The sequence below is a fragment of the Borreliella americana genome, from assembly GCF_032595795.2.
Lineage (GTDB): Bacteria > Spirochaetota > Spirochaetia > Borreliales > Borreliaceae > Borreliella > Borreliella americana.
Window position 1 is genome coordinate 106,999 of record NZ_CP132449.1, and the last position, 20,488, is coordinate 127,486.

Below are 20,488 nucleotides of genomic sequence, written 5' to 3' on the forward strand. Positions count from 1 at the left end.
AAAATTTAACATTTAAATCTAGTTAATAAAACATTTTCATCTATATAAAAAACTAGAAATTCCTTGTCCACCACCAATACAAATAGATACTATTCCTTTTGTTTTATTATTCATTTTCATAGAACGAGAAAGTGTTAATAAAATTCTTGAACCGCTAACTGCAAATGGATGCCCCAAAGCAATAGCACCGCCATTTACATTAATAATATCACTAGTTATATTGTATTTTTTAAACAAGGCCTTTTCAATGCTTAATGCTTGGGCCGCAAATGCCTCATTTACCTCAATCAAATCTATTTCGCCAGGGTTTAAACTTAATTTACTAATAATACCTTCAATAGCCATATAAGCTCCAAAACCCATATAAAGTGGATCAAGCCCCACACTTTTAAATCCTCCAATATAAGCTAATGGACTTAACCCTAAGCTTTTTACTTTTTCCTCACTTGCTAAAATTAAAAAACAAGCACCATCATTTAAACTTGAAGAATTTCCGGCAGTTACTGTGCCTGATTCTTTAAAAACAGGATTAAGAGATGCCAGCTTATTTAAAGTCAAATTATCTCTTATTTCCTCATCACTTGAGACAGTCCTCTTAGAGTTGGTCTTCTTATCAAAAACGGTCAGGGGATAAATTTCATCCTCAAAATATCCAAGTTCTCTTGCCTTTGATGCCTTTACATGAGAATTATATGCAAATTCATCTTGCATTTCTCTTGTTATACTATATTTTTCTGAAAGATTTTCAGCCGTAAGCCCCATAGAAATAAAATTTAGAGAATCTGTTAAGGCGTCTTTTTGGATTGAATCTTCAATTCCAAAATTACCAAATTTAAGACCGTCAAATCTAATCTTTCTGGGTAATAAATAAGGAGAATTGGTTAAATCTTCTACTCCTCCAGCTAATACAATATCATTGTCTCCAAGGGTAATAGAATTAAATGCAAGCTCCAAAGCCTTAAGACCAGAACCACAAACTTTATTAACGCTAAATGCAGGTACATTATCGCCTAAACCAGACTTTAAAGCAATTTGTCTTGCAATATTTTGACCAAGTCCCGCAGATATTACATTGCCAATAATAACCTCATCCACTTTACATAACTTATTTCTTCCAAGCAAAGCTTTAACAACTTTTGAAGATTCGTCAATAATATCTAAACCCTTAAAAGAACCTCCAAACTTGAAATTGGGTGTTCTAAGTCCATCAATAATAGCTACCTTTTTTATCACAATTACTCCTAAAGTCTTAATAAACTTATTGAATTATACAATACAATAGATCATATAGAAACTAAGTTTATTTAATAAAATAAACTATTTAACCTGAATTATTTAATAAACAAGCTAAAATGTTATAATTTTAAAATGCAGTTTAAAAAAATATTTTTAACAATATTTATAATTTCTACTTTAAAAGTTTATTCTTATAATTATGCAATCCAATACAAAAATGAAGGTATTGACAAATATTATTTTGAAATACTAAATGATGGATTTGGATTTTCATTAAGCGATTTTTTTGATGACTTAAGAAGTGGTTCTCTAATTTTTACCTATGCTTCAAAATACAATTTTATAATAAATTTAGAAGCACACATGCTAACCTATAGAGGTTATAAAGACTCCCCGAAATCTTTAATTAGTAGAACAGATTTAATTGAAATAGGTTTCATGTATTATTTTCCAATCCTATTGCTAATTAATGGAAAAAATTTTGGAGAAATAGACTTAGGAATTGGAGTTAAAAACTTATTATTTGGAGACTGGGGAGGACATTTAATGCAAAGCATAATTCACCTCATTTTAAATCAACACCGCCCAATTCCAAGTATAAAAAGCTACGACAGCTATAATTATAGAGGATTTTTAAGTTTTGCTCTAAATTACTCCTACATGAATTTTTTAAATTTAGAAAATTATATGGACTTATCTTATTTTGCAGATTATTTTATTAAAAACAGTATTGGAATTACCTTAAAAAATGAAAATATTGGATTTGATATTAAACTTTATTCACAAATTCAAAATCAAATCAAAAGCTTTAAAACATATTCAAAAACACAAGAAGCAGAAATAGGAATTGGAATAAATTATCAATTTTACTCTAAAAATTTTTTCATAACCAATAATTTAAACATTAAAAATTTTTCAACCAAAGAAAATTTCTTAAGCGTTGGAGGATTTGGAATAATCATTACACCTGAAGAATACAAAAAAATATCAGAATCAAATAATGAATTTAATGTTTTAAGTAATAATTTTTACTTTGGGTTTGATATTATGATCCCATTAAAAATAAGAAATTCATTATTTTATAAAATAAATAAAAACATCAATCATTACTTTTCAATATCAACAAATTATTACACTAATCATAATGAAACTAATAGCTTTACAAATCAATTCTCATCAGGCATCATGTATGAATTTTTACCACAAAAAACATTCAATCCTTATCTAATTTCAGGATTATTTTTTGCCTATAATCAAAATAACCAAGATATTAAAAGCATCTTCAGACCAATAAGAATAAAAAACATTCTTCAAGTTGGAATTGAAAATGAATTAGGATTTTTGTTCACAATGCTAAAATACCGCAACACCGAGTATATTTTTAAAATATATTCAAAAGTCAGTTATATTCCTCTAGCTTATAACTTAAATGAAAAAAAATTAGAAAAACATTCTATTAACTTTAATTATTTAGGAATTGGATTAGTTGTTAAATAACAACTAATACTGATGATCTTTGTTAACAAATTTAGTAATGTGTGGCAAAAATAATATATCTGCCCTACCTGTAGGACCATTTCTGTGTTTTGCTACAATAACCTTAGTTTCTATTGGTTCTATTTCAGCAGAAGACTCAAATTTAAAATCCTTATCCCTGTGAAGCAAAATTACAATATCGGCATCTTGCTCTAATGCTCCTGATTCCCTTAAACTGGCAAGATTAGGCTCACGTCCTTCCGTATCTCTTGTAAGCTGAGACAATGCAACAATAGGAATCTCAAGCTCTCTAGCAAGCTCTTTGAGAGATTTGCTAATCGAAGCAACTTGTTCATGCCTTGGAAGATTTTTTGTTTCAAAAGAAATCAGACTAATATAATCAACAAATATTATATCTATACCATAAAATCGCTTAAGTTTTCTAGCTTGAGTTGCTAAAGTTAGCAAACTAATATTGGGAGTATCTTCAATATAAAGCTCAGAATCACTAATTTCATTTACAATATCATTTAGTGACTTTATCTCTTGTCCAGATAAAATGCTATTTTGAACCTTAAAGCTATCAATACAAGATTGAGAAGATATTATTCTTTTTATTAAAGCATCCGCTGTCATTTCAAGAGAAAAAAATCCTACTTTTTTCTTTTCTTCTTTTCTTAATGCTATAAAAGAAGCAATATTTAAAGCAAATGCCGTTTTACCAATGCTAGGACGAGCACCAACTATAATAAAATCACTGTTTCTAAATCCCCCAATAAGAGAGTCGACCTTTCTAAAGCCACTTGGAATGCCAAAGTTTGCTTCTTTTTTCTTCATACTGCGCTCATATATCTCATTATGAACACGTTCTGCAATAACTTTAGCATGATAAAGGTTTTTGCTAGAATAATCTAATTCAATTGAAAGAATCTTTTGTTGAGATTCTTCAACAATCTCATTAATAGATTTTGTAGAATCATTTATATAGTCATTAAGTTCTTTAGAAACATTTAAAATGCTTCTACGAACACTCTGTTCCTTTACAATTTTTGCATAAACATTTATAGTTCTATCTGTTGGCAAATAAACTGAAAGTGAATCCAAATAATCTGGCAAATTGATTAAATCTTTTTTAATCAAAAGTTGTGTTTTTGAAACATGCTTAGATACTTCTTCAAAAACGGTAATAGGATCAATATTTTCTCTTTTTTCATAAAGCGAAACCATAGCTTTAAAAATTAACCTATGAGTTTCATTGTAAAAATCATCAGCTCTCACATGAAAAGCAATTTGCTCTATCTTATCTGAATTATAAAATATACTAGAAATTACTGCTTTTTCCGCACCATCATTAAAAAGAAGTGCAGAATTTGAAAAAGCCGCTAAAGCCACAAACTACACCCCTACCCTTTCAGCTTACTCATCTTCTTTATTCAACTTTTTACTTAAAGACTTTTTATCCTCTTGTTTTTTTTCTTTTTTTATCTCTACTTTAATAATAGAGCTAATACCTTCATAAAGCTTAATTGTCACATCATAAGTTCCAAAAGTCTTTAAGGTTCCATGATGTATATCTATTTTTTTTCTCTCTATATCAAAACCAAGTTTTAAAAGTTCATCAGCAATATTCAAACTGTTAACACTATGAAACAATTTGCCAGAATCATTAGATTTCATAAAAAATTCTAATTTAACAAGATCAAGCCTAGATTTCAGATCGTTAGCCATTTGTTTTTTTGTTTCTTGCTTTTTTAATATTGATCTTCTTTTTTGATTAAAAATCTCAATATTATGTTTATTTGAAAAAACTGCAAAACCTTTTGGTAGTAAATAGTTTCTTGCAAATCCATCTCTTACCTCTACAGTATCTCCTTCTTTTCCAAGATTAATAAAATCTTCCTTTAAAATCACTCTCATAATTACCCCCCAAATAATTATTTTTTTACAAAAGGCAACAAAGCCATATATCTTGCCCGTTTAATTTCTAATGCCAAGCGTCTTTGGTGCTTAGCAGAAGTTCCAGTAATTCTTTTGGGTAAAATTTTACCTTGCTCGGTAATAAACTTTTTAAGAAAATCAAAATCCTTATAATCAGGATGTTTGCCAGAATCACAAAATTTACATGACTTTCTCTTAAAAAATCTGAAATTTGAATTTTTCTTAAAGCCATCCTGCTGATTTTCAAATCTTGAATCCCTTTGATTTGCATCTCTATCTTTATACATAACTTAAACTCCATTAAAAAGGTATATCTTCACTAAACTTATCATCAATAATATCAATATCCTTAACTACATCTTCTTTTTTATGATTTGTCAAACTATTGATATCTGAATCTTGCATTTGAATAGTATTAGAACCTGAACTAAACATTTGCAAATTATCTACAAATATATTGACCTTACTCCTCTTATCACCCGTATTCCTATCTTGCCAGCTTTCATATTTAAGAGACCCACTTACCACAACTTGTTTGCCTTTTTTCAAATAATCGCTGAGACTTTCAGCTCTTTTTGAAAAAATAACACAATCAAAATATTGTGGATAATCAATCCATTCATCGTTTTTCTTCATTCTTCTATTATTAGCTATAGAAAACCTAAGAACAGCCATGCCACTTTCTGTATAAGAAAGCTCAGAATCTCTTGTAAGCCTACCAGACAATACTAATGAATTAATATCAGCCATTCAAAACCCTCTTATTTTTCCTAAATATCTGTGCTTTCAGAACCTGTTGGTGTTTCAACTTTAGAGGCACCTTTAAGACTGTCTTTGTCAATATTATCTCTAAATTCTCTAAAATTTCTTCTTTTGATTTTTTTAGTATTGATCTTTCTAACTATTTTAACCAAAATCATATACCTAAGCAAGTTTTTAATTAACTTAAGCCTTGATTCAAGTTCTTTTAAATTATTACCTTCCATACTAAACTCTATTATTTCATAACGACCTCTGGCCTGCTTTTTGATAGGATATTCTAAGGCTCTCTCCCCAATAAAATTGCTAACAATTTCAGTTGCACCAAAAAATTCTAAAGATTTTTTAACTTCTTCTAAAGAACCTTTATATTCAATTTCTTCACTTTTAAACAAAAAACATGCCTCATATCTTTTAATCATTACTAAAACTCCTTATGGTCTATCGCATTGCAAAGTATGCAACAAAGGCTACTTAGTTAGTATATAAAAGAGACTAATTTTTTTCAACAACAAAAACTTTTTATAACATAAAAAATGTAACTAAAAAATAATGCTATAATGTTAAACCTTAATCTTCTTCTAATTCGCTAAGCTTATAGGTTTTCCCTAACTTGCCTTGCTTTTCAAGTTTTTTGTCTTCTTTCATTTCAATATAAGTCTTAAAGCCTTTTTTTACATTATCAACTGCAACCATAACACTAGCTTCAAAAAGACTCTTTGGAGAATAGTTATCAATAGCCTTTTTAATATAAAAAACATTAGATCCATAAAAAAGTTGAACCCTGCCATTAACAAGTCCTATTTTAAGAACTCCAGCCTCTTTAAGCAAATCATTATCAACAAGCTCAGTATTAACAACATCTACATGCAATCTTGTAGAACAAACATCAAGCTTTGTAATATTATCAAATCCACCAAGACCTTGAATTAAAAGATGAGCAATTCCGAGACTCTCTAGCTTGCCTTCTTGGCCTTCAAAAAATGGATCGTCTGTAACAAATATTTGAAAATCAAAATATCTATAAAGCCAACTAAAAGTAAAATAATAAAGAACAAAAAATATTACCCCCAAAGGCACTACACTAATCCAATTTGTCTTAGAATTTCCCTGAAGAATTCCAAACATAAAAAAATCTAAAAATCCATTAGAAAAGGTATTGCCAATAGTAACATCAAAAAAATTAGCAAGCAACAATGCAAATCCCGAATAAGTGGCATGAACAAAATAAAGCAAGGGCGCGGTAAAAATAAATAAAAATTCTAAAGGTTCAGTTATTCCTGTTAAAAAAGCTGTCAAGGCCCCAGATAAAAGAAGCGCTGCAACCTTATTTTTATCTTCATGAACAATACCCTTGTAAACCCCCAACGCTGCTCCGGGAAGTCCAAACATAATAGAAAGATAAAATCCACTGCTAATCTTGGCAAAACCTGATGAAAATTTACCAAGTGATGGATCTAATAGCTGAGCATAAAATATATTCTTAAGACCTCTAACAGCATTGCCATTAATTATCTCTACTCCTCCCAAAGAAGTAAAATCAAAAGGAAAAGATAAAATAGAATGCAACCCCAAAGGCAATAAAAGCCTATTTAAAAATCCATAAAGAAAACTGCCAAAATATTCAAACTTAAAAACAAACACACCTAAAGATGCAATTAACTTGTCAAAACTTGACCAAATCAAACAAAAAAATATCGCCAAAACAACACAAAAAGGCAAAATTATTACTATAGGCACAAAATGGGACTCTGAAAAAAAAATAAAAGGCTTGGGCAGCTTCATATTATAAAATTTGTTATGCAAATAGCCAACTACAAGGCCTACAGCTAAAGAACCTGCAATTCCTGTATTTAAAGTTTGAACGCCAAGAAAATTTATACGCCCCACAGAAGACATTGACTCTGCTTCAACAAGCCCCGAGAAAGTCTCAATAAAATAATTTCCAGTAATATTAAATGTTAAATAACCAATAAGGCCCCCTAAAGCAGCTGTTCCCTGCCCCATTCTTGCAACTCCAATAGAAATTCCAATAGAAAAAATTAAGGGCATATTGAGAAGAATAGCATTGCCTATGGCTTTCATTAAACCCAAAACATTTTGAATAAAAATTTTATCAACATAAACAATACTAGAAGAATTTGAAAATGCAGATCCAATACCAATCAATAAACATGCAACTGGTAAAATAGAAATAGGCACTCGTAGTGCTTTAGAAACTTTTTGCAAACTTGAAAAGTTAATTATTTTAATAAAATTAATCACGCTAAGCCTCTCCAATACTAATTTCAGCAAACACTATTTATTATAAAGCTTTTTTTGTAAAAAAAAACCTTACTTTACTAAACAAGCCAAATAATAAGATTAGATAAATCAAGTAAGATTTAATTTGATCTTGAGAAAAACTTACAATTAAAGTAATGTATTATATATTTTTTATAAATAAATGATAAAACGGAGGCAAAGTTATGCTTAGAGAAAACAAACTTAAAAATTACTCGTTAATCGATGTTAATACAAGCAAAATACCAAAAAATGAACTTTTTAGTTCAATATCGCATCTTTTTGGAATTATTTTGTCTATCATCGGAACAACAATTCTTGTTACAATATCTACTCTTAAGAAAAAAGATTTACATGTGCTTGTATTCTTTATTTACGGGTTTTCAATGACCCTATTATATGTAATGAGTACTCTTTACCACATATTTCCAAAAGGAAGTAAAATAAAAAAAATATTTAGAAAATTTGATCATATTTCAATATTTATTCTAATAGCAGGAACGTATACTCCTGCATGTGCAATCCTTGTACCAAACAAATCAGGACTAATAATATTATGCATAGTGTGGAGCTTAGCTATAATTGGAATAATTTTTAAAGTAATATTTACAAATAGCCCTGGATGGTTTAATGGATCCATATTTATAATCATGGGGTGGATTATCATTTTTAAAATTAAGCCCATTTATAAGGCCCTCAACGGACAAGGATTTTTTTGGTTAGTTTTTGGTGGAATCGTCTATACAATAGGCGCAATAGTATACGCATTAAGTAAAAAATTCAATCCAACAATTAATATGAAAATGCATGATGTATTTCATGTATTGATAATAATCGCATCAGCATCTCACTTTTGGTTTATGCTAAAATACATTTCTAATTTTTAATTAAATAAATTCAAAAAACCTCTCAAATCGTTAAAAAGGCCCAGACCAAAAAGAAACAGCCCCAAAAAAACACCAAAGCTATAAAAAGAATAAATGGTTTTGGCCTTAAATCTTTTGCCACGCAAAAGTTCAATCAAACTGATAAAAATTTGTCCCCCATCAAAAATAGGTATTACAATAAAAAATAGATTCATACCAGCAAGAATTAAGCTCAAGAAAGAAATGCTATTAATCCAATATAATACCCCTAAAGAATAAGATGAAGAGAGAATGCCTACAATTCCAACAGGGCCTGATACATTCTTAGAAGTATTTAAAAAATTTGTTATTAATAAAAAAATAGAATACAAAATGTCTTTCAAAGCGTTTACAACCTGAAAAAAAGAATTTTTAATGGCACTTAAAACATTTTCTACTTTAACTATCCTTTCTAAAGACGGTGAAAAATATATACCAATCATTTTATTTTTATCATGAAATATTAATTTTGAAGAAAAAATCTCACCATTTCTAGAAAACTTAATCTCTACAATATCCGAATTTAAATTCTTAAGAAAATCATCTAAATCTCTTTTGTTTTTCAAAAGAATATTATCAATGCTAATTATTTCATCACCCGGTTTCATTCCTGCAATCTTAGCAGGCGAATTCAAAATCACATCTGCTACCACAAGATCAACCCAAGGGCCAATTTCTTTTAAAAAATCTTGCAAACTAACAGTCTCTTTAAAAGTAATATTTTCTTTTTCCCTTAAAACATCAAATGTAACTGTGGATTTTTCCTCAGGAATAACTTTTCTTAAATCAGAAAAATATTCAATTTTTTTATTATTAATCTTTAATATAACATCACCGTCTCTAAATTTATCTTTTAAAAAAGAATCTTTATTTAAAATACTAACCCTTGAAGAATAATCAAAATATATAACACCTGCCATACTTATAAAAATGAAAACAATAAATGAAAAAATCAAATTAAACAAAGGACCTGCAAAATATATTAGAATTTTTTTAAAATGTGAAATTCCAAACAAAGAATCTTTATCCGCTTCTAATTCTTTATTTGCCTTAAGTTCTTTTTCTAAGTGATCAAATCCTTTAAGCTTACAATATCCTCCTAAAAGGATTGGAGAAAGCCTATACTCAGTATTATTAATTTTAAACTTTAATATGCTAGGGCCTATACCCACAGAAAAAACTTCAACCTTAACTTTAAAAAGCTTAGCAAATAAAAAGTGCCCAAGCTCATGAATAAATATTATAAAACTAAGAGCCAGCACACTAAAAAGAATATACATAATTTCCTCCAAAAATCACTAAGATAGGTATAAATAAAATATAGGACCTGTTAAAAGAAAAGAGTCAATCGAATCAAGAGCTCCACCTCTACCAGGAACAATTTTCCCAGAATCTTTTACTCCAGCACTTCGCTTTAATCCAGATTCAAACAAGTCGCCAATAATGGTAAAAACTCCAATCAAAATGCCTAAAACAATAGATTCTCCATAGCTTAAATTTATTAATCTAAAAAATACTGCAAATATAGCAGTAAATACAGAAAACAAAATGCCCCCAAAAAATCCCATTAATGTTTTATTTGGGCTAATAATAGTAGGACGATAACTGTTTTTCCCTAAAAAATAACCAAAAAGATATGCAAAAGTATCGTTTCCACTTACCATAGCAAAAAGTATTAACATTAAAAATGGTGCCTTAGGTAAAGTTGTAATAGAAACCGTAAAAGACATTAATGCCCCAGGATATATAAGTATAAAAAGTATTGACGTTGCTTGAGACAAAAAGTTTCCAATTTCATGTTCTTTAATAAACACCAAATCAACAATCCAATTGCTAAAAACTAACGCTATAACCAAATAATATATTACATTCATGCCTAAATAAAAAACATTAAAATGAATATATGTTAAAATTGGAGGAACAAACCCTAAAAAAAAAGATAATATGCTCGAAAGTCCTGAGGATTTGAATTTTAATTTTAATAAATCATTAACTTCTTTTGCCGCAAAGCCACTAAATATAAAAATTAAAATATTAAGAAATAAATAATTTTTAAAATCTAAAAATATTAAAAATAAAATCAAAGGAACAAAAAATAGAAATGTTCCCAACCTTGCAAAAAAAGCAAATCTCTTAACCTTACTCAACAAATCATCTCCCAAAATTTCTTCTTCTAAATTGGAAACATTCCAAATCTTTACTATACTTATTGTCGTAATATTCGGGCCACAAAACATTTGAAAAAATTAATTCAGAATAAGCAATCCTCCATAAGAAAAAATTACTTATTCTAATATTTCCGCCTGTACGTATTAAAAGATCAATATCGGGTAGTTCTGGATTGTCTAAAAAACTGAAAAAAGTATTCTCATTCAAAGACTCTAAATCAAAATCACTTGAAACAAATTTTTTAATGGCTCTAAGTATTTCATTACGACCCCCATAATTGATTGCCAAATTTAAAATAAGGTCATTGAAATTTTCAGAAAAGCTAATAGAATCTTTTATAGAACTTTTTACTTCCTTGCTTAAAGACTCAACATCTCCTGAAACTATTATTTTTATTCCATTTTTTTTATAAAAATCAAATTCAGCTCTTAAATATTTAGCAATTAAAAACATTAAATTTTCTATCTCACAATCATCCCTTTTCCAATTCTCAGTAGAAAATACATAAAAGGATAAATATTTAATACCTATCCTTAAAGAATACTTCACTATTTCTTTTGCTCTTTTAAGGCCCTCTTTATAACCTTCTAAAGAAGACAATCCCCTGCCTAAAGCCCACCTTCTATTGCCATCCATAATAATTCCAACATGACCTGGAAGAGAACCTTTATTCATGGATTAAGCTTCCATTATTTCTTGAATTTTAGATTCTAAAATTGAATCTATCTTTTTAATATAAATATCTGTAGATTTCTGAATATCATCTAAAATTCTTTTTAAACTGTCCTCTGTAATTTCCGATTCTTTTTCTTGCTTTTTAACCTTATTGTTTAAATCCTGTCGTATATTTCTAGTTGAAATTTTATGCTCTTCTGCTATTTTTTTAGCATGCTTTACAATCTCTTGCCGCCTTTCACTAGTTAAATTTGGAACCTTAATTCTAATAACTGAACCATCATTTGAAGGATTCATAGAAAGATCAGAATTAAGTATGGCTTGCTCTATCTTATTTAAGATGCTTTTATCCCAGGGCTGAATAACAACAAGCCTTGCTTCAGGAATTCTAATACTTGACACTTGAGTTATAGGTGTTCTTCGGTCATGGTATTGAATACAAATTCTATCAAAAATATTACTACTAATTCTACCTGTTCTTAACGCTTTATATTCATTATCAAGTGATAAAAGAACCTTGCTCATCTTTTCATCTAGAAAAGCCTTATAATCTTCCATATAAACTCCTCCTTGCTGATAAAAAGCACATTATCTATCCTATTCTTAAATATTTAAACTCAACCATTTCTACCTTGCTTGAAATTGCTTTTGAAATTTCTTCAAGCATTTCCTTTACAGTAATTTTATCATTCTTTACAAAACTTTGCTCAAGAAGAGAAATCTCAGCAAGATGTTTTTTGATTTTTCCCGCAACTATACCCTTGATTATGCTTTCCGGCTTACCACTAGATTCTAATTGTTTGGTAAATATTTCTTCTTGCTCTTTAATATAATTTGGACAAACATCATCATTTCTCAAATAAACAGGAGCAAACGCAGCCACGTGCAAAGCTAAATCCATAGCAAAATTTTGAAAAATTTTATCTTCAGTTTTAGAAAAATCATTTACTTTTAATTTAACTAAAACCCCTATCTTGGATTGTTCACCATGCAAATAAATCTTTACAAACTCATTAGATTGAATTTCAGTAATAAAAATTTTTTTAACCTGAATATTTTCTTTTATTGTGGCTGCTAAATTTTTAAGCTCCAGCTCTTGAGAAGTGGTTAAAGAATCTCTTCCACTTTCTACCAATTCCTTAATCAAAAAATCGCCAAAATTAACAAAATTGTGATTTAAAGCAACAAAGTCTGTTTCACAAGAAACAAGCAAAAGACCAGCATGAATATTGTTTGAATATGAGAATACTCTACCTTCTTTTGCATCTCTGTCAAGTCTTTTCTCAGCAGATGCGATTCCCATTTCTCTAAGTTTTTTTTTAGCTAATTCAAAGTCTCCACCAGCAGCAGACAAAGCTTTTTTACAATCTCCAAAACCAGCATTGGTTTCTTCTCGAAGTTTTTTTACATCCTGAGGACTAATAATGCTCATAAATTACTCCCCCCTTTCTTCAATAGAATCACTTTTATCGTTTTTAATTTCAATTTCTTTCATCAAATCTTCTTCATTCAAATTTTCAATTATTTGAATACCAACCTCTTTATCACTTTCTAAAATAGCATCAGATATTATTTTAGTAAACAAAGCAACAGAGCGAATCGCATCATCATTACCAGGAATTGGACAATCAATAACATCTGGATTACAATTCGTATCAACCACAGAAATAATGGGGATTTTTAATTTTCTAGCCTCATTAATAGCTATTTGCTCTCTCTTAGGATCAATGATAAAAATAGCACCAGGAAGTGTTTCCATGTCCTTGATGCCTGTTAAATTTTTAGCTAATTTTGATTTTTCACGATTAAGTTGTGAAATCTCTTTTTTACTTATCATGTCAAAAGTTCCATCAACTTCCATCTTTTCTAGCTTTTTTAATTTTTGAACAGATTTTCTAATCGTATTAAAATTAGAAAGCATGCCCCCAAGCCATCTATTATTTACATATGGCATATCACTTCTTCTTGCTTCTTGTTCTATTATCTCACTAGCTTGCTTTTTGGTTCCAACAAAAAGCACCTTTTTGCCATCTTTTATTACACTTTGAACAAGCTCATAAGAATCTTTAATGCCCTGCAAAGTTTTTTGAAGATCTAAAATATGTATTTCATTTCTCTCAGAAAAAATAAATCTTTTCATTCTAGGATCAAGCCTTTTTACTTGATGGCCAAAATGAACTCCGGCCTCTAACAGGCTCTTCATCGTAACAATTGCCAAATCAACCTCCTATTGTCCTTCTCTTTTACTCACCATGAAAACACACGGCGGAAATTATCCCCTCTTTCATAAGAATATAATAAAACAATCCAATTAGTCCACCTCATCAAAAATAAACGTAATTCTCTTTAATAAAATTATCAACAAATTATATTAATAAAAAAATATTAAAAGCTAAATTAATATCCAACTCTTTTAAAAATCATTCTTTTATAGATCGTTCTTATTTCTTTCAGAGAATTTAATCAAACCTATTAAAATAACTGACCCCAAAATAGGAAATAAATAAATAACAAAATCTATTTGCCTTTCATAATAATCAGAATAGAAAAAGGGGATAAAAAACAAAAATAAAATTCCACCCAAAAAACTTATTAAATAAACTACTAAAAATTTAAAATTTAATATGTTTAAAAACATAACAAAAAAGCTTACCAAAAAAGAAATAACAATGTTTGTTAAAATCAAATGAGAAAAAAATACTATCATAATCCCCCCCCTTAAAAAGAACTAATTAGATAAACTAAATCCCGACAAATCCCCAAGATTAATAAGAACACTATAAGCATCATCAACAATGCTACCGACACCCATAACAAAAATTGCCAAATTATACTTAGGGGCAATATCTTTTGTAAAAAAATCCTCATTGATGTGTTTTAGATCAATTGGCCTTTTCTCTTTATCTAAAAGATTGGACTTTTTAATAGATTTTGAAAAACCTATATATTCTCCTTTGTCAATATGGGACCTATATATAGTTTTCTTCTCAAGAATAACAGATGAAGAAGTATTTCCATTTTTCACAATAATGAACGCCTCACCAGGAACATCTTTTCTTAATTCCCCAAAATTTATTTCAAAATATAAAGACAATTTGCTATCTACCCACTCTTTATTTAATTTAAAAACAGGCTTACCTGAATAAACAGTAGAACTTAAATTTATTTTATAAAACCCTCTATTATTAAATTCGCTAACATTGTCAAAAACACCTTTTAAGGCTTCAAAATCTTTTTCTACGCTTTTTTGGAAACTACTTATATGATAATTGGCACCTTCCGGATAAAACTTGTAATATATATCAAAACCTCTTAATTTACCAGCTTCTTGACTAGAAAAATAACTTGCTGGTAAAAAAAAAGCTACATAATCTCTTGAAATTCGATTATCAACCCTTTCTGGCGAAGGAAGTATTAAAATATTGTCAAGACCACATCCAAAAAATCCCATACAAAATACAAAATATAAGATAAAAAAATTTATAAAGCCTCCCCAAAAAATACAAATTAATTTTGCTTAAGTTCTAAAATTTTATTATTTGCTATATTTATATATAAATTATTTTCATACGGAAACTTAACAATCTCTTCATATACTCTAACAGCAAGATTCTTATCTTTTTCCTCAATCAATATTGCCTTACTCAAAAGAGCTCTTGCCTTTAAAAAATCTAAATTAGTACTATTGATAAGATCTTCATAAACTAACAAAGCATCCTCTTTTAATCCCATTTTTTCATAAACTGCAGCTTTATTAAGAAAAGCAATTTCACTTTCAATACCTTTTGCCTTAATAACAATATCTAAATCTTTAATAGCATCATCATACTGTGCTTGACTTTGAAAATAAACAGCCCTGGCCAAATAGAACCTTGAAATAAAATAAGATGAAATTTCTTTTTCCTTTGAAATAAGTTCCTTTATCCTAAGAAATATTTTTTCTCTCTCTTTAGCATCATTTTCTTTTAAATAATCATTTAAATCTTTTTCAAGATTTTCTACTATTTCTCCACCACTCTTTACATAACTCTTGCCTAAAGAATTATAAAAAACAACAATAATAGATACAAACACAAAAATAATAGCAATAAAGAAAACTAAAAGATTATTCCTAGCCATTATTCATCCCTCTTTAGCAAATTTTCAAATGGTTTATAAGATTCCTCATCATTGCCCTTAAATAAATAAGAAGAAATTTCTTCTCTTGATCTTTGATTTTCATACTCCCTATAAGAGAGTAATACTGATTTGTCTTTAGAATCAATACTTGTTATTACTACTTTAAGCTTATCTCCAACATTTAATTTTTCGAAAGTTTCTAAACTAGATTCTTTTGTATCCCCCAGTTGAATTTTACTAATAAATCCCATTATTTTATTATAAACTCTTACTTGAAAGCCTTTTGATTTTTTCTCCACAATCTCAACCTCAATAGCATCGCCTTTTTTATAACTTTTAGAAAAATCTTCCCAGGGACTCTCTTCTAACTGCTTAATTCCTAATCTAACATTCCTCTTTCGCTTGTCAACTTCAAGCACTTTCCCATTCACTAAATCACCTATCTTAAAATATTCTTCAGGATCAATCTCTTCAAGCCAAGAAATATCAAACTTACTAACATAAGCATCTATACCCTCTTCAATATTTACAAAAGCGCCTGTTTTTGTAATATTGGTAACAACTCCTTGAACAACCCTTCCAATGGGATATTTCTCAGCTAATCTCTCCCAAGGATTCTCATTGATCTGTTTAATACCTAGGGATATTTTTTGATTTTCTTTATCTATCTCTAAAATCTTAACTTCTACAATCTGGCCAAGTTTTATTAATTCTTGGGGACTTTTTACTACTCTTATCCAAGAAAAATTACTTATATGTAAAAATCCCGACAATTCGCTGTCAAGCTCAATAACAGCTCCAAAGGGTAAAATTTTTACAACTTTCCCTTTTACAATGCTATCAATTTTATATTTGTCATATACAGAATCCCAAGGATTTGCTTTTAATGCCTTAAGAGACAATTCCATTTTGCCTGTTTGTGGATTTATCTTAATAATTTTCAACTTTAGCTTATCACCAACTCTAACAAAATCTTCAACATTTTCAACTTGATTAAAGGCAATATTTCTTTTATGCAAAATTCCTGTAACAAAATTTTTAATTTTTACAATCGCACCATATTCTGTAATACGCTCAACCACACCATCAACTACATCTTCTTCATTATAAGAACTTACTAACTCTATTCTCTTGGCAAGATCTCTTTCTTTTTCTAAGGTGCGCCTATCAAGAATAAGTCTTAAACCGTCTGCTTCGCTTGCTTCAAGGATATAAAATTCAACAACAGACCCTCTTCTTAATTTCTCATCCTTAGATTTAGAGCTTAAATAAAAAGGCATAAAGCCAGAAACATTTTCATTAATTTGAATCTTATAACCATTTGGAAGCTCAACCAACACTTTGCCTTTAATTATTTTTTTATTTTGAATATATTCATATACTTTATCTTGAAAATTTAAAGAATTAAGCTTTTCAACACTTAAAATAAGACCTAATTCTCCACCTATTCTTACAACGATTGCTTCAAGTTTATCACCAACTTTGGGGACGTTTTCAAATTCTTCAATCTTAATAAAGCCTTCCGATTTATAACCAATATCTACTAGAACATAATCCTTCATAATGTTAACAACCGTCCCAGAAACACGACTTCCAAGTTCTACTCTTTCAAGTACTTTCAAATAATTTTCTTGTAAATCTTTTTGATTTTCCATTCTCACCTCTCTCTTACTTTTTTCAAATTAAACTTTTCTATTATAATATTACATACATCGTCTAATCCTTTGTAGCTTGTATCAAGGTAAAAAACCCCTTTTGATAATTTTAACTTACCATATTGTTTTTTCTTGTCAAAATCATCTCTTCTTTTAAGAGTACGCTCTAATTCTTCTAAAGTTTCATTCCCATTTCTTTGTTTATATCGCCTCAAAGCTCGAACTTTAACAGAAGCATCAAGATATATTTTAAATTCAGATTCTGGAAAAACTACAGTAGTAATATCTCTACCTTCTATTATATAATTATCGTCGCTAAATTTAACAACCTCTCTTAACTTTTTATTCACAATGTTTCTTATTCCAACATAAGAAGAATAAAAAGAAACTTGAAAATCAATTTTATCATTTAAAATTTGATTTTCAACATTCTCTCCATTAAGCAAAAAGGTGGAATTATTAAAACTTATATCATTCTCAAAAATCAAATTTAAAAGACTATCCTCACTAATAAAATCGCTGCTATTCATAAGAGATCTGTGAGCAATTAAAGTTATTATTCTATAAAGATATCCAGAACTTATAAATTTATAATTCAGTTTTACACCAAGCTCTCTTGCAATTGAGCTTTTCCCTGATGCTGAAGGCCCATCAATTGCTATGATCATTTAATTTCTCCAGCCTGGATTTTAAACTATTTATCTTAGACAAAGGAATAATTTTTACTTGGCCTTCCTTTAAACTATCCAAACTAATATTGCCAATTCTAATTCTATGAATTTTTTTTAAAAAAATATTTTTACTTAAAAACACTTTTCTTATTTCTCTATTTTTTCCTTCATCTAAAATCAATCTAGCAGAATTTTTATTTAAAATTTCATAAGATTTTAATTTAAAAAATTCTTTTTTTACCTTTATACCCGATTTAAAAGAAATAAGCAAATTTTCATCAATATTTTTTTTTGATTCAATAATATATTCTCTTTCAATTTTTTGCCTTGGATGAATAATATCGTTTGCAAATTTACCATCATTGGTGAATAATAAAAGTCCAGAGCTTTTAAAATCAAGCCTACCAATTGAAAACACACGCTCTTTAAATAAAGGCTGAACTAAAGATATTGCCAATTTTCTTCCATTAACATCAAAATTGGAACATAAATAATTTCTAGGCTTATTAAGAGCTAGATAAACTCTATTATTACTTTGAAAATCTTTAAAAACAAAAATCTGTTTTTTATAAATTATTCTATCTCCTAAAGCTACTTTATCCCCAAGCTTAGCAATAGTGTTATTAACTCTTACAAGTTTCTTTCTTATCAGCTCCTCGCAAAATCTTCTTGACCCTACTCCCTTTTCAGCTAAAAAAACGTGAACTCTGGGGGTTTTAAGTGTAATCATTAATTTTACAACCTCGATACAATACTAATTTGTTATTCAAATATCCTAAATTTACAATATTAAGCATTTGGCACTCAAGAGATACTAAAAAATAAGAAAATCTCTCAAAAGAATAATTATCGGCATTAAAATCCAAAAGAGAATCAAAAATTATGCTACTCTCTTTATTTAAAATAGAAATAATTTTCATCTTTTTCTCAAAAATTTTCAATTCATATTTATTGTAAACAGCTTTAAATTTTTTATCACACAAAAAATTTTTATTAATAACTTTCTTCTTAAATGCGCCAGACTTTCTCTTTAAATTTCTCTTTTTATTATTATTAGCAATAGCATTAATATTTTTAACAAAATTATCACTATTGCTAAAAATAAACTCTTCAATCATTTTTGAGTCATAGAATTTAAAATTTTTTGCTTGATTTAATTGTAATTTTTCAGTTTCTCTATTCTTGCTAGAACATATTAATCTTTCCAGAACTTTGCGCTCAGCTTTATTTTTGTATTCAAGCTTAAGTGGAAATAAAATTTGAGTTTTCCAATAAAACAAATTATTAGCAAGATAAAAAAAATCAATCAATCCCTGAATGCTTATACCAAGGTCACCTGAAACAGATATAAATTCTTCAATTATTTGATTTAAACTCAAAGTCCTCAGAACATGTCTATTCATATTAACATATTCAAAAAAAAGCTCTATTCCACCTGTAAAATTATCAAGGCTGATAGAATAACTATCCAACTCAGACATTTAAATTTTCCATATTACTTAGATTCATCTTCTTTAAATTCAATAAAATTATCATCCTCTTGATCAAAATTATTAAAAATTATTTTTCTAAGCCTGTTATCCAAATCATTTGCAAGTTCTACTTCTTTGCTAAGATACTCAATAACACTCTCTCTTCCTTGCCCCAACTTGTTATCTCCTAATGAATACCACGAGCCTGTTTTTTGTATTAAATTATACTTAACAGCAGAATCTAAAATACCAGCTTCTCTTGAAATACCTTTCCCAAAATAAATTATCAATTCTACTTTACGAAAAGGTGGAGCAACCTTATTCTTCACAATCTTAACTCTAATCTTATTACCAATAACATCATCACTTGAGCCTGATCTGGTTATTTGTTCGATCTTTCGAACCTCAAGTCTAAGAGATGAATAAAACTTTAAAGCATTCCCGCCAGTAGTAGTCTCAGGATTACCAAACATAACACCAATCCTAATCCTTATTTGATTAATAAACATAATGCAAGTATTGGATTTAGAAAGTATGCCAGCAATCTTTCTAAGAGCCTTGCTCATTAGTCTTGCTTGAAGACCAATCTGAGAATCCCCCATTTCTCCATCTATCTCTAATTTGGGGGTTAAAGCTGCTACAGAATCAACTACAATCAAATCAACACCACCACTTCTGATTAAATGCTCAGAAATCTCAAGAGCTTGCTCTCCGGTATCAGGCTGACTAAGCCAAAGTTCTGCAACATTAACTCCTAAAGCTTTTGCATAAACAGGGTCAAGAGCATGCTCAGCATCAATAAAAGCAGCTATCCCGCCTTCTTTTTGTACCTCAGCAATCGCTTGAAGGGTTAAGGTGGTCTTGCCAGACGACTCGGGGCCAAAAATTTCTATTATGCGCCCCCTAGGATATCCGCCAATACCAAGAGCCTCATCTAATACAATAGAACCACTTGACATGCTTTTTATACCTTTTACGACAGGAGATTCTCCCATCTTAATAAGACTTCCCTTCCCAAAAGCTTTTTCTATTTGAATTTTTGCAAGTTCAATAGCTTCCTCTTTATTTGCTCTTTCTATGCCAATAACAGCTTTTTCCCTTTTTTCCTTTAACTTTGACATTCTTAAATT

23 protein-coding genes are annotated in these 20,488 nt (G+C 29.0%); 2 read left to right on the forward strand and 21 right to left on the reverse strand.

The features are described from left to right. Positions 1–36 precede the first annotated feature (36 nt). Positions 37–1,233: an acetyl-CoA C-acyltransferase gene (locus tag QIA00_RS00535; protein WP_316256872.1), complete on the reverse strand. Its 1,197-nt coding sequence runs from the start codon at positions 1,231–1,233 to the stop codon at positions 37–39. Positions 1,234–1,368: 135 nt separating this feature from the next. On the opposite strand from QIA00_RS00535, the gene QIA00_RS00540 reads away from it, so the two are divergent. After that, on the forward strand, positions 1,369–2,733 hold the full coding sequence (locus QIA00_RS00540) for a hypothetical protein (protein WP_301426926.1): 1,365 nt from the start codon (positions 1,369–1,371) through the stop codon (positions 2,731–2,733). Positions 2,734–2,736: 3 nt separating this feature from the next. Here QIA00_RS00540 and dnaB read toward each other — a convergent pair whose 3' ends face one another. From dnaB to QIA00_RS00570, 6 genes are all read right to left on the reverse strand, one after another. Then, positions 2,737–4,104, reverse strand: coding sequence for a replicative DNA helicase (dnaB, locus tag QIA00_RS00545; protein ID WP_316256873.1), 1,368 nt, complete (start codon positions 4,102–4,104; stop codon positions 2,737–2,739). A 24-nt stretch (positions 4,105–4,128) separates the two neighbouring features. Continuing rightward, positions 4,129–4,629 (reverse strand): 50S ribosomal protein L9, encoded by a 501-nt coding sequence (rplI, locus tag QIA00_RS00550; RefSeq protein ID WP_316256874.1) that lies wholly within the window; start codon positions 4,627–4,629, stop codon positions 4,129–4,131. Positions 4,630–4,646: 17 nt separating this feature from the next. After that, the gene (gene rpsR / locus QIA00_RS00555) at positions 4,647–4,937 is read right to left on the reverse strand and encodes a 30S ribosomal protein S18 (RefSeq protein ID WP_014023370.1); all 291 of its coding nucleotides are present in this window, start codon (positions 4,935–4,937) and stop codon (positions 4,647–4,649) included. Between the two features lie 13 nt (positions 4,938–4,950). Next, positions 4,951–5,400, reverse strand: coding sequence for a single-stranded DNA-binding protein (locus QIA00_RS00560; RefSeq protein WP_301426928.1), 450 nt, complete (start codon positions 5,398–5,400; stop codon positions 4,951–4,953). Between the two features lie 20 nt (positions 5,401–5,420). Further along, positions 5,421–5,831 (reverse strand): 30S ribosomal protein S6, encoded by a 411-nt coding sequence (gene rpsF, locus QIA00_RS00565; protein WP_301426929.1) that lies wholly within the window; start codon positions 5,829–5,831, stop codon positions 5,421–5,423. A gap of 148 nt (positions 5,832–5,979) precedes the next feature. Further along, positions 5,980–7,674 (reverse strand): PTS transporter subunit EIIC, encoded by a 1,695-nt coding sequence (locus tag QIA00_RS00570; RefSeq protein ID WP_316256875.1) that lies wholly within the window; start codon positions 7,672–7,674, stop codon positions 5,980–5,982. 203 nt (positions 7,675–7,877) lie between these two features. Here QIA00_RS00570 and trhA point away from each other — a divergent pair, with 203 nt between their 5' ends. Beyond that, a complete protein-coding gene (gene trhA / locus QIA00_RS00575) occupies positions 7,878–8,579 on the forward strand; it encodes a PAQR family membrane homeostasis protein TrhA (RefSeq protein WP_316256876.1) in 702 nt (233 codons plus the stop codon). On the opposite strand, the gene rseP is transcribed toward trhA, so the two are convergent. From rseP to recA, 14 genes are all read right to left on the reverse strand, one after another. Next, positions 8,576–9,877, reverse strand: coding sequence for an RIP metalloprotease RseP (rseP, locus tag QIA00_RS00580; RefSeq protein WP_316256877.1), 1,302 nt, complete (start codon positions 9,875–9,877; stop codon positions 8,576–8,578). The genes trhA and rseP overlap by 4 nt on opposite strands. 18 nt (positions 9,878–9,895) lie before the next feature. Then, positions 9,896–10,747 carry a phosphatidate cytidylyltransferase gene (locus tag QIA00_RS00585; protein ID WP_316257647.1) on the reverse strand — a complete coding sequence of 284 codons (852 nt, stop codon included), beginning with the start codon at positions 10,745–10,747 and terminating at the stop codon, positions 9,896–9,898. Between the two features lies 1 nt (position 10,748). Beyond that, complete coding sequence (uppS, locus tag QIA00_RS00590; RefSeq protein ID WP_316256878.1) at positions 10,749–11,441, reverse strand: polyprenyl diphosphate synthase; 693 nt, start codon at positions 11,439–11,441, stop codon at positions 10,749–10,751. Between the two features lie 3 nt (positions 11,442–11,444). Next, positions 11,445–11,999, reverse strand: a complete 555-nt coding sequence (gene frr, locus QIA00_RS00595) for a ribosome recycling factor (protein WP_316256879.1) — start codon at positions 11,997–11,999, stop codon at positions 11,445–11,447. A gap of 34 nt (positions 12,000–12,033) precedes the next feature. After that, positions 12,034–12,873 (reverse strand): translation elongation factor Ts, encoded by an 840-nt coding sequence (gene tsf, locus QIA00_RS00600; protein WP_316256880.1) that lies wholly within the window; start codon positions 12,871–12,873, stop codon positions 12,034–12,036. A gap of 3 nt (positions 12,874–12,876) precedes the next feature. After that, complete coding sequence (rpsB, locus tag QIA00_RS00605; RefSeq protein ID WP_184107627.1) at positions 12,877–13,659, reverse strand: 30S ribosomal protein S2; 783 nt, start codon at positions 13,657–13,659, stop codon at positions 12,877–12,879. Positions 13,660–13,869: 210 nt separating this feature from the next. Further along, entirely contained in the window at positions 13,870–14,148 is a 279-nt protein-coding gene (locus QIA00_RS00610) for a hypothetical protein (RefSeq protein WP_010255456.1), read from the reverse strand. 21 nt (positions 14,149–14,169) lie between these two features. Next, a complete protein-coding gene (locus QIA00_RS00615; protein ID WP_316256881.1) occupies positions 14,170–14,892 on the reverse strand; it encodes a hypothetical protein in 723 nt (240 codons plus the stop codon). 56 nt (positions 14,893–14,948) lie between these two features. After that, positions 14,949–15,560, reverse strand: coding sequence for a tetratricopeptide repeat protein (locus QIA00_RS00620; RefSeq protein ID WP_316256882.1), 612 nt, complete (start codon positions 15,558–15,560; stop codon positions 14,949–14,951). Continuing rightward, complete coding sequence (locus QIA00_RS00625; RefSeq protein ID WP_316256883.1) at positions 15,560–17,215, reverse strand: 30S ribosomal protein S1; 1,656 nt, start codon at positions 17,213–17,215, stop codon at positions 15,560–15,562. The genes QIA00_RS00620 and QIA00_RS00625 overlap by 1 nt, the downstream gene beginning before the upstream one ends. Positions 17,216–17,217: 2 nt before the next feature. Then, positions 17,218–17,883: a (d)CMP kinase gene (gene cmk, locus QIA00_RS00630; protein ID WP_316256884.1), complete on the reverse strand. Its 666-nt coding sequence runs from the start codon at positions 17,881–17,883 to the stop codon at positions 17,218–17,220. Next, positions 17,867–18,616 (reverse strand): pseudouridine synthase, encoded by a 750-nt coding sequence (locus QIA00_RS00635; protein ID WP_316256885.1) that lies wholly within the window; start codon positions 18,614–18,616, stop codon positions 17,867–17,869. The genes cmk and QIA00_RS00635 overlap by 17 nt, the downstream gene beginning before the upstream one ends. After that, on the reverse strand, positions 18,603–19,367 hold the full coding sequence (locus QIA00_RS00640) for a hypothetical protein (RefSeq protein WP_316256886.1): 765 nt from the start codon (positions 19,365–19,367) through the stop codon (positions 18,603–18,605). The genes QIA00_RS00635 and QIA00_RS00640 overlap by 14 nt, the downstream gene beginning before the upstream one ends. A 14-nt stretch (positions 19,368–19,381) precedes the next feature. Beyond that, positions 19,382–20,479 (reverse strand): recombinase RecA, encoded by a 1,098-nt coding sequence (gene recA / locus QIA00_RS00645; RefSeq protein ID WP_316256887.1) that lies wholly within the window; start codon positions 20,477–20,479, stop codon positions 19,382–19,384. Positions 20,480–20,488 lie beyond the last annotated feature (9 nt).

What these genes read in the sequence shown, in the direction of transcription:
- cmk (WP_316256884.1), bottom strand. Translation starts at nt 17,883, where the DNA reads ATGATCATAGCAATTGATGGGCCTTCAGCATCAGGGAAAAGCTCAATT.
- frr (WP_316256879.1), bottom strand. Translation starts at nt 11,999, where the DNA reads ATGGAAGATTATAAGGCTTTTCTAGATGAAAAGATGAGCAAGGTTCTT.
- QIA00_RS00560 (WP_301426928.1), bottom strand. Translation starts at nt 5,400, where the DNA reads ATGGCTGATATTAATTCATTAGTATTGTCTGGTAGGCTTACAAGAGAT.
- tsf (WP_316256880.1), bottom strand. Translation starts at nt 12,873, where the DNA reads ATGAGCATTATTAGTCCTCAGGATGTAAAAAAACTTCGAGAAGAAACC.
- QIA00_RS00625 (WP_316256883.1), bottom strand. Translation starts at nt 17,215, where the DNA reads ATGGAAAATCAAAAAGATTTACAAGAAAATTATTTGAAAGTACTTGAA.
- trhA (WP_316256876.1), top strand. Translation starts at nt 7,878, where the DNA reads ATGCTTAGAGAAAACAAACTTAAAAATTACTCGTTAATCGATGTTAAT.
- QIA00_RS00540 (WP_301426926.1), top strand. Translation starts at nt 1,369, where the DNA reads ATGCAGTTTAAAAAAATATTTTTAACAATATTTATAATTTCTACTTTA.
- QIA00_RS00615 (WP_316256881.1), bottom strand. Translation starts at nt 14,892, where the DNA reads ATGGGATTTTTTGGATGTGGTCTTGACAATATTTTAATACTTCCTTCG.
- rpsR (WP_014023370.1), bottom strand. Translation starts at nt 4,937, where the DNA reads ATGTATAAAGATAGAGATGCAAATCAAAGGGATTCAAGATTTGAAAAT.
- rpsF (WP_301426929.1), bottom strand. Translation starts at nt 5,831, where the DNA reads ATGATTAAAAGATATGAGGCATGTTTTTTGTTTAAAAGTGAAGAAATT.
- QIA00_RS00620 (WP_316256882.1), bottom strand. Translation starts at nt 15,560, where the DNA reads ATGGCTAGGAATAATCTTTTAGTTTTCTTTATTGCTATTATTTTTGTG.
- uppS (WP_316256878.1), bottom strand. Translation starts at nt 11,441, where the DNA reads ATGAATAAAGGTTCTCTTCCAGGTCATGTTGGAATTATTATGGATGGC.
- QIA00_RS00610 (WP_010255456.1), bottom strand. Translation starts at nt 14,148, where the DNA reads ATGATAGTATTTTTTTCTCATTTGATTTTAACAAACATTGTTATTTCT.
- rseP (WP_316256877.1), bottom strand. Translation starts at nt 9,877, where the DNA reads ATGTATATTCTTTTTAGTGTGCTGGCTCTTAGTTTTATAATATTTATT.
- QIA00_RS00640 (WP_316256886.1), bottom strand. Translation starts at nt 19,367, where the DNA reads ATGTCTGAGTTGGATAGTTATTCTATCAGCCTTGATAATTTTACAGGT.
- QIA00_RS00635 (WP_316256885.1), bottom strand. Translation starts at nt 18,616, where the DNA reads ATGATTACACTTAAAACCCCCAGAGTTCACGTTTTTTTAGCTGAAAAG.
- recA (WP_316256887.1), bottom strand. Translation starts at nt 20,479, where the DNA reads ATGTCAAAGTTAAAGGAAAAAAGGGAAAAAGCTGTTATTGGCATAGAA.
- rplI (WP_316256874.1), bottom strand. Translation starts at nt 4,629, where the DNA reads ATGAGAGTGATTTTAAAGGAAGATTTTATTAATCTTGGAAAAGAAGGA.